This window comes from Micromonospora sp. SD19, from assembly GCF_054462275.1.
Genome location: NZ_JBTLMN010000001.1, coordinates 870851 through 885576 on the forward strand (window position 1 = coordinate 870851; position 14726 = coordinate 885576).

12 protein-coding genes are annotated in these 14726 nt (G+C 70.4%); 10 read left to right on the plus strand and 2 right to left on the minus strand.

Going from position 1 to position 14726, the window contains the following annotated elements; translation table 11 throughout:
• Nucleotides 1–94: 94 nt before the first annotated feature.
• On the minus strand, nt 95–1633 hold the full coding sequence (locus ACX27O_RS04020) for an aminotransferase class III-fold pyridoxal phosphate-dependent enzyme (RefSeq protein WP_051708213.1): 1539 nt from the start codon (nt 1631–1633) through the stop codon (nt 95–97).
• Between the two features lie 127 nt (nt 1634–1760).
• On the opposite strand from ACX27O_RS04020, the gene ACX27O_RS04025 reads away from it, so the two are divergent.
• From ACX27O_RS04025 to ACX27O_RS04050, 6 genes are all read left to right on the plus strand, one after another.
• Nucleotides 1761–2786, plus strand: a complete 1026-nt coding sequence (locus tag ACX27O_RS04025; RefSeq protein ID WP_458938960.1) for a methyltransferase — start codon at nt 1761–1763, stop codon at nt 2784–2786.
• Between the two features lie 84 nt (nt 2787–2870).
• Complete coding sequence (locus tag ACX27O_RS04030) at nt 2871–3989, plus strand: sensor histidine kinase (protein WP_030329382.1); 1119 nt, start codon at nt 2871–2873, stop codon at nt 3987–3989.
• Entirely contained in the window at nt 3986–4645 is a 660-nt protein-coding gene (locus ACX27O_RS04035; protein ID WP_358124503.1) for a response regulator transcription factor, read from the plus strand. Before ACX27O_RS04030 ends, ACX27O_RS04035 begins: the two co-directional genes overlap by 4 nt.
• Before the next feature lie 109 nt (nt 4646–4754).
• Nucleotides 4755–6830, plus strand: a complete 2076-nt coding sequence (locus tag ACX27O_RS04040; protein ID WP_458938961.1) for a multicopper oxidase family protein — start codon at nt 4755–4757, stop codon at nt 6828–6830.
• Between the two features lie 88 nt (nt 6831–6918).
• Nucleotides 6919–8040 (plus strand): ScyD/ScyE family protein, encoded by a 1122-nt coding sequence (locus ACX27O_RS04045; protein ID WP_458938962.1) that lies wholly within the window; start codon nt 6919–6921, stop codon nt 8038–8040.
• Nucleotides 8041–8170: 130 nt separating this feature from the next.
• Nucleotides 8171–8869, plus strand: coding sequence for a response regulator (locus tag ACX27O_RS04050; RefSeq protein WP_051708210.1), 699 nt, complete (start codon nt 8171–8173; stop codon nt 8867–8869).
• Between the two features lie 16 nt (nt 8870–8885).
• Here the strand turns inward: ACX27O_RS04050 and metK are convergent, their stop codons facing one another.
• Entirely contained in the window at nt 8886–10073 is a 1188-nt protein-coding gene (gene metK, locus ACX27O_RS04055) for a methionine adenosyltransferase (protein ID WP_030329373.1), read from the minus strand.
• A 233-nt stretch (nt 10074–10306) separates the two neighbouring features.
• Here metK and ACX27O_RS04060 point away from each other — a divergent pair, with 233 nt between their 5' ends.
• The 4 genes from ACX27O_RS04060 (at nt 10307) to ACX27O_RS04075 (ending at nt 14711) form a co-directional block, all read left to right on the plus strand.
• A complete protein-coding gene (locus tag ACX27O_RS04060; RefSeq protein ID WP_051708209.1) occupies nt 10307–11095 on the plus strand; it encodes an AfsR/SARP family transcriptional regulator in 789 nt (262 codons plus the stop codon).
• Between the two features lie 81 nt (nt 11096–11176).
• A complete protein-coding gene (locus tag ACX27O_RS04065; RefSeq protein WP_210866528.1) occupies nt 11177–12439 on the plus strand; it encodes a beta-ketoacyl-[acyl-carrier-protein] synthase family protein in 1263 nt (420 codons plus the stop codon).
• Nucleotides 12436–13656: a ketosynthase chain-length factor gene (locus ACX27O_RS04070; protein ID WP_210857527.1), complete on the plus strand. Its 1221-nt coding sequence runs from the start codon at nt 12436–12438 to the stop codon at nt 13654–13656. The genes ACX27O_RS04065 and ACX27O_RS04070 overlap by 4 nt, the downstream gene beginning before the upstream one ends.
• The gene (locus ACX27O_RS04075; RefSeq protein ID WP_210857528.1) at nt 13653–14711 is read left to right on the plus strand and encodes a methyltransferase; all 1059 of its coding nucleotides are present in this window, start codon (nt 13653–13655) and stop codon (nt 14709–14711) included. Before ACX27O_RS04070 ends, ACX27O_RS04075 begins: the two co-directional genes overlap by 4 nt.
• Nucleotides 14712–14726: the final 15 nt, after the last annotated feature.

Genomic DNA, 14726 nt, shown 5'->3' on the forward strand with positions numbered 1-14726 from the left:
ATTAGTCAAGTACGGCTATTTGCGTATGACCTGTACGGCACATGAGGAGGGCCCGGGTCAGAAACTGACCCGGGCCCGGTGACGCAGGGTGCGGTTACGACCAGTCGGAGGAACCCGAGCCCCACTCGGTGGAACCCGAACCCCACTGGGACGTCGCCGGCCACGCCAGGTCGAAGGGGAAGTCGTTGGCGCGCAGCTCCAGCGTGCTCTCCAGCACGGCGTCGGTCAGCCGGTCGACGTCGGCGTCGCTGTGCGCGCCGCCGGCGAAGAACATCGGCATGCCGAGCGTGTAGATGCCGCGCTTGCGCAACAGCAGCGTGAGGATGAACGTCGCGGGGTTGAGCGCCCGCGAGTAGACCCGGTAGTCGGTGTAGGAGTCCTCCGGGAGGAACTGGAAACACCCGATGTAGTCGCCGAACCCCACCATCCGCAGCGGGATCCCCTCGGCCGCCCGGAACGCGGCCAGCCGCGCCTGGACCCGGTCGATCCTGGCGCTGAGGTCCGTGTAGTAGGCGGGCCCCTTGTCCCGGAGCAACTGGAGCGTGGCCAGCGACGCCGCCACCGACAGGTAGTTGCCGGTGTGGCTGCCCTGCAGACCGGTCTTCTGGCCGAAGTCGGTCCACGACTGCCCGCTGGTCTGCGAGATGTCGAGGATGTCGGCCCGACCGCCGATCGCCGACAGCGGCAGCCCGAGCCCGCTGATCACCTTGCCGTAGGTGACGAGGTCGGTCGGAATGTCGAACTTCTGCGCGGCGCCGCCGATCCCTGACCGGAAACCCGTCAGCACCTCGTCCAGGATGAACGGCACCCCGAGCCGCCGGGCGGCCACCGCCACCTCACGGATCATCGGGATCGTCGTCTCCTCGAACGGGAACGACGAAGCGGCCGGCTCGGCGAGGATGCAGGCCAACTCGCCCGCGTGGCGCTCGATCAATTCCACGGCGAGCGCGGTGTCGTTGGGCAGGATCAGCAGGTCGCGCGGCTCCGCCGGGGTGACACCGGCGAACGCCGAGACCAGCGGGATGCCGTCCTTGCCGATCTCCGGGAACGGCACCGCCGGATGCCCGTGATACCAGGGTGCGGTGTTGTGGACGGCCAGGTCGTGGGACCCGTGCAGGGTGCCCTCGAACTTGGCGACCATCCGCCGCCCGGTGAACGCACGGCAGAGCCGGATCGCCGACTGGGTGGCGCCCGTACCCGAGTGTTGGAAGGCGAACTTCTCGTTGTGCGGGAGGATCTCCCGCAGCAGCGTCGCGAGCTCCAGCTCCAGCGCGTTGGTGTAGCCGTTGCCGGTGCCCTTGCCGAGGCGCTCGCGGACGAAGTCGACGACCGGGGCCGGGTTGTGACCGTGCAGCGCCTGAGCCCCGTACCCCATGTGGCAGTCGAGGTAGTCGTTGCCGTCGATGTCGGTCAACGTCGAACCGCTCGCGGTGGCCGCGATGATCGGAAAGGGCGGCGCCTGGAACGGCCAGAACACGTGCGCGGCGGCGTCGACCGCCCGCAGTTGCTCGACGTGCGCGGCCGAGGCACCCTGGCGCGCGCCGATCTCGCCGAACAGCTCGTAGACCCACTTCTGCTGCATGAGGTCCTGAATGACCTCGATCGCTCCGCGCTCCTGGTGGCTGGCGCCCATCGTGTCCCCTTCGCATGGCGGCCGTGACAGGCGCAGCCTGCGCCCGCCCACTCGAACCTGACTGGAGAACGGGTCGATCGACGTGGTTTCGAGCCGGTCTCGAGCGCCGTCGTCGAAGCTCGCCGCCATGACGGAAAATCGGGTCAATCTCTACTCGCTGACCGACACGATCACGCCGTGGGCAGTGCGGGCCGCGGCGACGCTCGGCCTCGCCGACCTGATCGCCGCGGGCACCACCACGCTCGACGAGCTCGCCGCGGCGACGAAGGCCAACCCCGACGCGCTGCACCGGCTGCTGCGCTACCTCTCCGTGCGCGGCGTCTTCAAGGAGACCGAACCCCGGGTGTACGCCCTGACGGAAGCGGCCGAGTTCCTCAAGACCGACCACCCCGCCGCCCAGCGCCCCTGGCTCGACGTCGACTCGATGGCCGGTCGGATCGAGGGCACGTTCAGCTCGCTGACCCACTCGATCCGCACCGGCGACGCGGCGTACCCGGTGCGTTACGGCATCGAGTTCTGGGACGACCTGGCCACCAACCCCGACCGGGCCACGTCGTTCGGCGCGCTGATGGCCACCCACGCGAGCTACTTCGACCAGGTCGTCCAGGGCTACGACTGGAGCACCGTCAACCACGTCGTCGACGTCGGCGGCGGCACCGGCGCCCTGCTCACCGAGATCCTCAAGGCCCAACCGCACCTGCGCGGCACCGTGGTCGACCTGCCGGGCGTCGTCGAGCAGGGCCGGGCCCGGTTCGAGGCGGCGGGCATCGCCGACCGCGCGGAGGTGGTCAGCGGGAGCATCTTCGACCCGCTCCCGGCCGGCGCCGACATCTACATCCTGTCGAACGTGCTGCACGACTGGAACGACAGCGCCGCCGAGAAGATCCTCCAGCGGGCGGCGGACGCGATCGGCACGAGCGGGAAGGTGCTGATCGTGCAGATCCTGGTGAAGGACGAGAACGACAACTTCCCCGAGGACCCGGCCCGGCTGATGTTCATCACCCAGATGGACCTGCGCCTGCTCTCGCTGATGGCCGGCAAGGCGAGGACCTGGCGCGAGTACGCCGAACTGGGCGAGAAGGCCGGGCTCCGGGTGGACGGCAGCACGGTGATCCCCACCGGGCAGACCCTGTTGACCCTCCGTCGCGGCTGAAGGGGCACGGGCCCCTTGCTGACGGATTCCGGTTAGGAAGGGGCCCGCGTTAACGGACCGTGCGCGCGTCGTACCGTTGCGGACATGACCCCGGCCATCCGACGGATCGCGATCGATGCCCTCATCGCGGTCGTCGTCGCGGCCGTCGTGGCGGTGGCGATCCGCGTCGCCGACGAGCCCGGCGCCCGGCCGCCGGACGCCCGCGCCTACGCGATCGGCGCGGTGATCGGGCTGCTGCTGGTCTTCCGGCGCCGCTGGCCGCTGCTGGTGCTCGTCGGCTCGGTCACCGCACTGATGATCTACTACGCGCTCGAGTACCCGGGCATCCCCCCCGCCCTCCCGCTGGCCGCCGCCCTCTTCTCCGTCGCGGCCGCCGGCCGGTTCACCTGGGCGCTCGTCGTCGCCGGGTTCTTCGTCGTCCTTGAGCTGATCATGCGTTACACGCTGCTCGGCGAGGGCTTCTTCCCCGCCCTGTCGGCGACCCTCGAAGAGGGCTCGCTGCTCGCGGCCGTGGTGCTGCTCGCCGAGACGATCCGCACCCGCCGGATCCGGCTGGCCGAGGCACAGCAGCGCCTCGCCGTGATGCGCCAGGAGCGTCAGCACGAGGTGGCCCAGGAGCGGCTCCGCATCGCCCGCGAGGTCCACGACGTGCTCGGCCACACGATCGCCGCGATCAGCGTGCAGGCGAGCCTCGCCGACGACATCTTCGACAGCAAGCCGGCCGAGGCGCGGGCCGCGCTGCGGAGCATCCGGGGCGCGGCGCGCGACGCGATGCACGAGGTCCGCTCGGCGATCGGCATGCTCCGCGACGCCGGGGAGGTGCCCGATCTGGCCCGCGTCTTCGCGGTCGCCGAGCAGGCCGGCGTGAAGGTGCGCTCGGGGGTCGCCGGCATCCCGCGCCCCATCCCGCCGGAGGTGGCGCTCTCGGTCTACCGGATCGTGCAGGAGTCGATCACCAACACGGTCAAGCACGCCGAGGCGACCACTGTCGACGTCACCATCACCTACGCCGGTGACGCCGTTACGGTCGAGGTCGTCGACGACGGGGTCGGGGCCGCGGCGAGCCGGCGGGGGCACGGGGTGGCCGGCATGCGGGAACGGGCCACGGCCGCGGGCGGATCCCTCGACGCCGGCCCCCGGCCGGAGGGCGGGGGGTTCCGAGTGGCAGCGCGGCTGCCGGTCGAGGTGGAGGAGACAGCGTGACGATCCGGATGGTGCTGGCGGACGACCAGACGCTCGTGCGGGCCGGCTTCCGGGGCCTGCTCGACCACAGCGACGACCTGGAGGTGGTCGGTGAGGCGTCCAACGGTGCCCAGGCCGTCGAGATGGTCGCCGCGACCCGGCCCGACATCGTGCTGATGGACGTGCGGATGCCCGTGCTCGACGGGGTGAAGGCCACGGCCGCGATCGTCGAGCGGTTTCCGGCCGTGCGGGTCATCGTCCTGACCACCTTCGAGCTCGACGAGTACGTCTTCGAGGCGCTGCGGGCCGGCGCGAGCGGGTTCCTGCTCAAGGACATCGAGCCCGACGAGCTGCGTCAGGCGGTCCGGGTGGTGGCTGGCGGCGACATGCTGATCTCGCCGCGGGTGACGAGCCGGCTGGTGAGCGCGTTCGTCAGCAAGGTCGCCCCGGCGCCGGTCGACGGTGGCCGGCTGGGGGTGTTGACCGACCGCGAGCGCGAGGTGATGAGCCTGGTGGCCAGTGGGCTGACGAACGAGGAGATCGGGCGCCGGCTGTCGATGAGCCCCGCCACGGCCCGTACCCATGTGCACCGGGCCATGGTGAAGCTCCGCGTCCGCGACCGGGCGCAACTCGTCGTGCTCGCCTACCAGACCGGGCTCGTCGCGCCGGGCAGCTAGCTGACTACGGCAGCTGTTTCGCAGCGGCTTGCGGCTACGGTGATCGCCGTACCCCCCGGCCGTTCGTCAACGGATGTCGGGTGGTCCGCCCGCTCCGTATGTTGGCGTCATGTTTGAGGTCGGAGAGAACGCCGACGGGATCCTGGCCGGGGTCCTGTTCCTGATCTGGCTGCCCGCGGCGATCCTCGCCACGCGGTTGGCCTGGCGGCCGACGCCCGCGGCGCTGCGGACCAGCGCCCGTCGGCTGCTGCGCCTGCTCGTCGCCGCCCTGGTGGTGCTGGTCCTCAAGTGCGTCGCGATCGGGCTGATGCTCGCCGTGGACTGGATCTTCGCGGACAACCGGGTGATCGTGCAGATGCCGCTCCTGCTGCTGCCGATGCTTGCCGTCGCCGTGTGGACCGTGCCGGGCCTGCGCGCCCTGGCCAACCGCGACGACGCACCGATCGACGCCGAGACGCGCGCCGCCGTCGCCAACCCCAGATTCGTGGTGCCGGTCCAGGTGACGGCCGTGGCGACTGTCGTTGGCGTCTACTTCGCGTACGTGTCCCGTCCGGTCCCCTCCTACCTCGACGACATCGCGACCCACGCGGCGCCGATCCTGTTGTCGGTGGTGGTGCTGTGGCTCTGGCAGGGGCACCGTCTGCGGGTCGTCACCGCCACCGACTTCGCGCGCCGTGGCCGGCGGGCCGGCGCCCTGCGTGCCACCGCGCAGGCCGCCGTCGTGGTGCTCGTCGTGGCCGCCGGCATCACCTACGTGGCGCAGAGCAGCAGGCTGCCCGACCGCATGAGCATGATATCCCACGACAACGTCGACTACGGCGGTGGCCCGTCGTTCGGTCACGGCGGTCACGGCGGGGTCTCCGTCGACGACCTGCGGGGGCCGCGGACCGGCAAGCCCAACAAGGCCTTCACCCTGACCGCGAAGAACGCCACGGTACGGCTGTCGTCGGGCACCGAGATCGACGCCCTGACGTACAACGGGCAGTCGCCCGGGCCGGAGCTGCGGGTCCGTGAGGGCGACCTGGTCGAGGTGACGCTGCACAACGAGATTCCCGACGAGAACGTGACCATCCACTGGCACGGGCTCGACGTGCCCAACGGTGAGGACGGCGTCGCCGGCGCGACGCAGAACGCGGTGGAGCCGGGCGGCACCTTCACCTACCGGTTCCTCGCCGAGCAGGTCGGCACGTTCTGGTACCACACCCACCAGAACCCCCTTGAGGCGATCCGGAGAGGACTGTTCGGCGCGCTGATCGTCGAGCCGCGCGACGGCCCACCGCCGGGCGAGCGCGACGTCGTGGTGATGGCACACGAGTGGCGTACGCCGGACGACAACATCGTCTCGTTCGGCACCAGCGACACAGTGCAACGGCAGGAGATCGCGCCGGGCACACCGGTGCGACTGCGCCTGATCAACACCGACAACAACCCGTCGACCGACAGCCGCCCACGGTCGTTGACGGTCAACGGCGCGCCGGTGCGGGTCGCCGCGATCGACGGTGTCGACGTCAACGGTCCGACCCCGCTGACCAACCCGAGATTCGGGTTGGCGACCGGTGGACGCTACGACGTGACCTTCACGATGCCGGCGGGCGCGGTGCGGCTGACCGACCTCGCCAACCGCGACGCCGGGCTGGTCCTGGCGCCTCCCGGTGACACCTCGACGCCGAAGATCGTCGACGACGGCGACCTGTTCGACCCGCTCTCGTACGGCTCCGGCGGCTCGCGGCCCTTCGACACGGGCTCGTCGTACGACCGCTCGTTCACCCAGCTCCTCGACGACCGGTTGTCCTTCTACAACGGCGGCCTCCACCTCGTGCCGATCATCAACGGGCACAGCTTCCCGCACACGCCGACGCTGATGGTCCGGATGGGCGACGTGGTCAAGGTGCGGATCGTCAACCGCAGCCACCAGAACCATCCGATGCACCTGCACGGCCATCACGCGTTGGTGTTGTCCCGCAACGGGGTCGCCGCGACCGGGTCGCCGTGGTGGATCGACAGTCTCGACATCATCCCCGGTGAGATCTACGAGATCGGCTTCAAGGCGGACAATCCGGGGCTCTGGATGGACCACTGCCACAACCTCGACCACGCGGCCAACGGCATGGTCATGCACCTCGCCTACGAGGGCGTGAACTCCCCCTACGAGCTGGGGCGTGGCACCCCGAATCAGCCCGAGTAGGCGGGCCTGTCGAGCCTCCCTCCACCGGGCCTCGAGGCAACGCCGGCAGCGTCGAACGCATCCGAACCCCTCTTGCTGAGGAGAACCCATGCTCGACGCGATGCGACGAACGCTGTCGCTGGCCGTGCCGCTGGTACTGGTGGCCGGCATTGCCGCGCCCGCCACAGCGGCCACCTCGACCACCGGGCGACTGACAGTTGTCGCCCGCAACCTCGACAACCCCCGCGGTGTCGCCATCGACCGCGCCGGCACCGTCCTCGTCGCCGAGGCCGGCCTCGGCGGCGACGACGTCTGCATCCCCGGCACGTTCGGCACCACCCTCTGCTACGGCTCGACCGGTGCGATCACGGCGGTCCGTCACGGCTGGCAGAAGCGGGTCGTGACGGGCCTGCCGTCGCTGCGCAGCACCGGCGCCGGCTTCTCCGTCTACGGGGCGCACGACCTGGCCTTCGATCGGCAGGGCAAACTGCTGGTGGCGATGGGCTACAGCACCGACCCGGTCTCGCGCGACCTGCTCGGTGCGGCCGGAGCCGCGATGGGAACGATCCTGCGGGTGGAGGGGAAGCACCGCTGGTCGGTCCTCGGCGACCTCTCCGCCTACGAGGGGCAGCACAACCCCGACGGCGTCATCCCGGAGAGCCAGCCCTACGCCGTCGTCGCCGACGGGCGTGACATCTACGCGCTCGACGCGGCCGCCAACGACGTGCTCCGGATCGACAGGCGCGGCGTGGTCACCACCGAACACGTCTGGCCGCAGGAGCAGGTTCCGGCGCCGCCGGAGTGGGGTCTGCCGCCCGGCTCGACGACGCCGATCCAGTTCGTGCCGGTGACCATCGCCAAGGGGCCGGACGGCGCGCTCTACATCGGACAGTTGACCGGGCACCCGTTCCCGAACGGCGGCGCGCGGGTGTGGCGTCTGGCGCCGGGGCAGGAGCCGACGATCTACGCGACCGGCTTCACCAACATCATCGATCTCGCGTTCGACAAGCGGGGCCGGCTGGTCGTGCTGGAGATCGCGAAGAACGGGCTCAGCTCGGGAGACTCCACCGGTGCGTTGATCCGGGTGGAGCGCGACGGTAGCCACCGGGAGTTGGCGAGCGCCGGTCTCGACTCCCCGATGTCGTTCGCCATCGCCGGCGACGGCAGCTTCTACATCGCCAACAAGGGCCTCGGCATCGGTGAGTTGGTCCGTCTGTCCATCCGAGACTGACAGAGTCGCGCGGCGATCGTGGCGTTCTTCGTGTCGGGAGGGCGCCACGATAGCTGCGGCGTCACACGCCCGCGATACGGTGCGACATCATGGGCACGTTGGCGGCGGGGGACGGGGTCTGGGGGTTAGGTTGACGCGGTCCGACGACGGGTCTCCCACCGGCGCCACCACCATCCTGATAGTCGACGACCATGCTCTCGTCCGCGAGGGGTTGCGCTGGGTGCTCGAGGTCCACGCCGACCTCGACGTGGTCGACGAGGCGGGCGACTCCGCCACCGCGGTCGCCAAGGCGGCGTCCGAGCGCCCCGACGTGGTGTTGCTCGACGTGGAGATCCCCGGTGACGACCCGGTGGTCACGGTGCGCCGCATCCGGGAGGTGTCGCCCGACAGCGCCGTCGTCATCCTCAGCATGTACGACAGCCCCGACCTGCTGCGCCGTCTGATCGCCGCCGGGGTGCGCGCCTACCTGCTCAAGAGCGTGGGTCGTGAGGAGCTGGTGGCCGCGATCCACAAGGCGCGGGACCGCAGCGGCTCGGTGCTGCTCTCGGTCTCCGGCCAGAGCCTGGTGCAGGTGCAGAGCGCGGAGTCCGCCATGCTGTCCGCCGTCGAGTTGGAGATCCTCCAACTCGCGGCCGAGGCGATGACCAACGCCCAGATCGCGCGCCGGCTCGACCTGACCGAGGCCACTGTGAAGAGCCACCTGCGTCGCATCTTCGCCAAGCTGGGCGCGGTCTCCCGCATCGACGCGGTCAACAAGGCGGTGGCAGCGTCACTGGTGACGCTGCCACACGACCGGTTGGTGCCACGCCCTCGTCGGCCGTCGCGCTAGTGACCGGGGAAATCCCTCAACAGGCGGCCTTGAGGTCCGCGGCGCGGTCCGTGCGTTCCCAGGTCAGGTCCGGGAGTTCCCGGCCGAAGTGACCGTAGGCCGCCGTCTGTTGGTAGATCGGGCGGAGCAGGTCCAGGTCCCGGATGATCGCCGCGGGGCGCAGGTCGAAGACCTCACCGATCGCCTTCTCGATCCGGTCGAGCGGCACCGTCTCCGTACCGAACGTCTCCACGAACAGGCTCACCGGGTGGGCCTTGCCGATCGCGTAGGCCACCTGCGCCTCACACCGTTCCGCCAGGCCCGCGGCGACCACGTTCTTCGCCACCCACCGCATCGCGTACGCCGCCGACCGGTCGACCTTCGACGGGTCCTTCCCCGAGAACGCGCCGCCACCGTGGCGGGCGTACCCGCCGTAGGTGTCGACGATGATCTTTCGTCCGGTCAGGCCCGCGTCGCCCATCGGGCCACCGATCTCGAACCGGCCGGTGGGGTTGACGAGCAGCCGGTAGCCCTCGGTGTCGAGGTCGAGCGCCTCCAACTCCGGCGTGATCACGTGGTCGCGGATGTCGGGGGTGAGCAGTTCGTCGAGGGAGATGTGGGCCGCGTGCTGCGTGGAGACGACGATGGTGTCGAGCCGTACCGGGCGCAGGCCGTCGTACTCGACGGTGACCTGGGTCTTGCCGTCGGGCCGCAGGTAGGGCACCGTCCCGTCCTTGCGGACGGCGGCCAGGCGACGGGCCAGCCGGTGGGCCAGCGCGATCGGCAGCGGCATCAGCTCCGGCGTCTCCGAGCAGGCGAAGCCGAACATCATGCCCTGGTCGCCGGCGCCCTGGGCGTCGAGCCCGCCGCCGGACGAGCCGTCGCGCAGCTCGATCGCCGTGTCGACGCCCTGCGCGATGTCGGGGGACTGGGCGCCGATCGAGATGCTGACGCCGCAGGAGCCGCCGTCGAAGCCCTTCTTCGACGAGTCGTAGCCGATACCCAGGACGGTTTCCCGCACGATGCGCGGGATGTCGGCGTAGGCCTGCGTGGTGACCTCGCCCGCGACGTGGACCTGACCGGTGGTGATCAGGCTCTCGACGGCGACCCGGCTGTGCGGGTCCTGCGCCAGTAGCGCGTCGAGGATGCCGTCGCTGATCTGATCGGCGATCTTGTCGGGGTGACCTTCGGTGACCGACTCGGAGGTGAAGAGGCGGCGCGACATGTGTGACTCCTAACCCAGGGAGCGTGCGGGCCCGGCGAGTCTTCCCTCCTGCGGTGGAGGTTGCCTGGAGGAAGCATCGAGCGATCAAAGGGGTATCCGCCGTACAACTTTCGACACGCATCGATCCTCGGAAGAACCCGCGATGTCGCTACCCGCGGTCGTTCCGACCCACTCCGCCACCTCCATAGCTTGAGAGCGTCTCGACGAGTGCTCTGCGAAATGGGGGAACCACTGTGGTCAGGTACGAGATCCTCGGGTCGCTGGAAGTGATCCACGAGGGCCGGATCTGCACGCCGACGCCGCCGAAGGTGCGGACCGTGTTGGCGCTACTGGTGATGCGGGCCAACCGGGTCGTGCTGGTCGACTCGATCATCCGGGAGCTGTGGGGTGACGATCCGGCGCGGAGCGCTGTCACCACTGTGCAGACCTACATCTACCACCTGCGCAAGCTCTTCGCGAAAGAGGGCATAGAGACCCCGGACCGGACCGTGCTGGAGAGCCGCGCCCGCGGCTACCTGTTGCGGGTGGAGCCGGGTCAACTCGACGCCGAGGTGTTCGAGACGTTGCTCGACCAGGGCCGTACGCACATCGAGTCGGACCGCCCCGAGGAGGGCGCCGAGGTGCTGCGGCGGGCGCTGGCCATGTGGACGGGGCCGGTGGGCGCCAACGTGACGTTCGGGCCGGCGCTTGAGGCGCACGCGATCCACCTGCAGGAGCAGTGGATCCGGGCGTTGGAGCTGCGCATCCAGGCCGACATCACGCTCGGCCGGCACCGCGAGCTGATCGGCGAGCTGCGCTATCTGGTGGGCACGTACCCGCTCAACGAGTGGTTCCACCGCCAGCTCATCGTGGCGCTCAGCCGGTCCGGACGCCGTGGCGAGGCGTTGCAGGCGTACCACCACCTGCGCCGGGTGCTCAGTGAGGAGTTGGGCCTGGACCCTTCGCCTGACCTCCAGCGGCTCCAGCGGGAGGTGTTGGCCGCCGGCGGGCCACTGCGCCCGGGGCTCGCCAGGGCCTCGTGACAGGCCCTCGACCGACGCTCCAGCGCCGTTCGACCGGCCGTCCCTAGCTTTCACACGGACATCGCGGCCAGGAGGTCTTCCATGACGAGCACATCCGACCGTCGGGTGGTCATCACCGGGACAGGCGTCATCGCCCCCGGCGGACTGGGCACCAAGGCGTTCTGGGAACTGTTGACCGCTGGCCGTACGGCCACCCGTACCCTGTCGTTCTTCGATGCGACCCCGTTCCGGTCGCGGGTGGCCGCGGAGGCCGACTTCGACCCGGTCGCCGAGGGCCTGTCGCCGCAGGAGGTCCGCCGGATGGACCGGGCCGCCCAGATGGCAGTGGTCTGCACCCGCGAGGCGCTCGCCGACAGCGGCTTCGAGGCCGCCGACCCGACCCGGGTCGGGGTCAGCGTCGGCACGGCGGTCGGGGCCACGATGAGCCTCGAAGAGGAGTACGTCGTGGTCAGCGACGGCGGCCGGAAATGGCTGACCGACCACCGGTACGCCACTCCGCACCTCTACGACTACCTGGTGCCGAGCTCGTTCGCCCGGGAGGTGGCGTGGTCGGTCGGCGCGGAAGGTCCGGCGACGGTGATCTCCACCGGCTGCACGTCCGGTCTCGACTCCGTCGGTCACGCCCGGGAGTTGATCCGAGAGGGCTCGGCCGACGTGATGATCGCCGGCGCGACCGACGCCCCGATCTCGCCGATCACGGTGGCCTGTTTCGACGCCATCAAGGCGACCACGGCCCGCAACGACGACCCGACGCACGCGTCGCGGCCCTTCGACAACAGCCGCGACGGCTTCGTGCTCGGTGAGGGTTCGGCGATGTTCGTCCTCGAAGAGCTGGAGCACGCCCGCCGACGGGGTGCGCAGGTCTACGCCGAGCTGGTCGGGTTCGCCTCGCGCTCCAACGCGTTCCACATGACCGGCCTGCGACCCGACGGACGGGAGATGGCCGAGGCGATCCGGGTCGCGCTCGCCGACGCCCGGCTGTCCGGCGACGCCGTCGACTACATCAACGCGCACGGCTCGGGTACGAAGCAGAACGACCGGCACGAGACGGCGGCGTTCAAACGGAGCCTCGGCGACCACGCGTACCGCACGCCGGTCAGCTCGATCAAGTCGATGATCGGCCACTCGCTCGGTGCGATCGGCTCCATCGAGATCGCGGCGTCGGCCCTGGCGATCAAGCACGGCGTGGTGCCGCCGACAGCCAACCTGCACGAACGCGACCCGGAGTGCGACCTCGACTACGTGCCGCTGACCGCGCGCGAGCAGCAGACCGACGTGGTGTTGAGCGTGGGCAGCGGGTTCGGCGGCTTCCAGAGCGCGATGCTCCTGGCGCGTGTGGCATGACCACTGTCGTCACCGGAGTCGGGGTGGCCGCGCCCAACGGGTTGGGACGCGACGCCTTCTGGGCGGCCACCGTCGCCGGGGTGGGTGGCATCGGGCCGATCAGCCGTTTCGACCCCTCGGGTTACCCGGCGCAGCTGGCCGGCGAGGTTCCCGGATACGAGGCGGCCGAGCACATCCCGAGCCGGTTGATGGCGCAGACCGATCACATGACCCGGTTGTCGCTGACGGCGGCGCAGTGGGCCCTGGCCGACGCGTCCGTCGACCCGTCGGCGCTGCCCGAGTTCGGCATGGGTGTGGTCACGGCCAGCGCGTCGGGTGGTTTCGAGTTCGGCCACCGTGAGCTGGAGAAGCTCTGGAGCAAGGGCTCCGAGCACGTCAGCGCCTACCAGTCGTTCGCCTGGTTCTACGCCGTCAACACCGGTCAGATCTCGATCCGTCACGGGATGCGGGGGCCGACCGGGGTGCTCGTCACCGAGCAGGCGGGTGGGCTCGACGCGGTGGCGCAGGCCCGGCGACAGGTGCGCAAGGGCGTGCAGCTCGTGATGACCGGTGGGGTCGACGCGTCGCTCTGCCCGTGGGGTTGGACGGCCCAGCTCGCCAACGGCCTGCTCAGCACCGGGCGGGATCCGGCCACGGCGTTCCTGCCGTTCGATGCCAACGCGTCGGGTTACGTGCCCGGCGAGGGCGGGGCGATCCTCGTGCTGGAGGACGCGGACGCGGCGGCCCGGCGCGGAGCCGCCGTCTACGGGGTGATCGCCGGGTACGGCGCGACGTTCGACCCCCGGCCCGGCTCCGGCCGCCCGTCGGGTCTGCGTCGGGCGGCCGAGATGGCAGTGTCCGACGCCGGTCTCACGCCAGCCGACATCGACGTCGTCTTCGCCGACGGCGCCGGGGTCGCGGAGCTCGACCGTGTCGAGGCCGAGGCGATCAGCGCCGTCTTCGGCCCCCGAGGGGTGCCGGTGACCGCGCCCAAGACGATGACCGGCCGGCTCTACTCGGGCGGGGCGGCGCTCGACCTGGTCTCCGCGCTGTTGTCGATCCGACACGGCGTCATCCCGCCCACCACCAACATCCGCCAGCCGGCCGAGGGCCTGCGACTCGACCTGGTACGCGACGTCGCGCGGGAGACACCCGTACGCGCGGCGCTCGTGCTCGCCAGGGGCTACGGCGGGTTCAACGCGGCCATGGTCGTGACCGACGAAAGGAATGGACGATGACCGACGCCAGCCTCGCCGCCGTCGCCAACTTGGACGAGCAGCAGGCACTTGACCTGCGTGAACGGCAGATCGCGGTGCTGGGAAGCGCCAAACAGATCGCCAACGTGATCTATGTGGTCACCGAGCTGGGCGTCGCCGACCTGCTCGTGAACGGGCCGGTGCCGGTCGCCCAACTGGCGGCGGCGACCGAGTCACACGAGGACGCGCTGCGCCGCATCCTCCGCGCCGCCGCGGCGGTCGGCATCTTCGACGAGCAGGAGGACGGGTCGTTCGCGCTGACGCCGCTCGGCGAGGGGCTGACGTCGGCCCGGATCGGCGGGCTGCGGCCGATGGTGCAGTTCAGCGGCGCCGACTTCAACCGCCTCCCGTACGCGGAGATCCTGCACAGTGTCCGGACCGGCGAGCCTGCCTTCAACAAGGTCTTCGGCATGGGCTTCTACGACTACCTGCAGGCCCACCCGGAGGCCAACCGGTTCTTCGAGGGCTTCATGGCCCACTGGAGCCGGCGGCTCGCCGACCGGTTCGCGACGGAGTTGGCGCCCGAGCGGTTCGGCCGGATCGCCGACATCGGTGGCAGCAACGGTTACTTCCTGGCCAAGATGCTCCAGCGCCACCCCGAGGGCACCGGCGTCCTCTTCGACCTGCCCGAGGTGGTGGCCGACGCCGAACCGCTGCTCAAGGAGCTCGGGGTCACCGAGCGCGTCGAGGTGCGCGGCGGCGACTTCTTCACCGACGAGCTGCCGGCCGGTGCCGACGCGTACATCCTGAAGTCGATCGTCCACAACTGGCCGGACGACACCTGCGTCACGCTGCTGCGTCGGATCCGGGCGGCGATCGGCGACGCCGACTCCCGCCTGATCGCGATCGACCAGATCGTGCCGCCCCGCAACCAGTGGGACCACGCCAAGATCATCGACATCGACATGCTGGTGCTCTTCGGCGGCAAGGAGCGCGACCTCCGCGAGTGGCAGGCGCTGTTCACCGCGTCCGGTTTCGAGCTGGTCAACACCCCCGCGTCCCGCGGCTGGGCCCTGCTCGAAGCGCGTCCGATCTAGGAAAGGAAGCCCGCA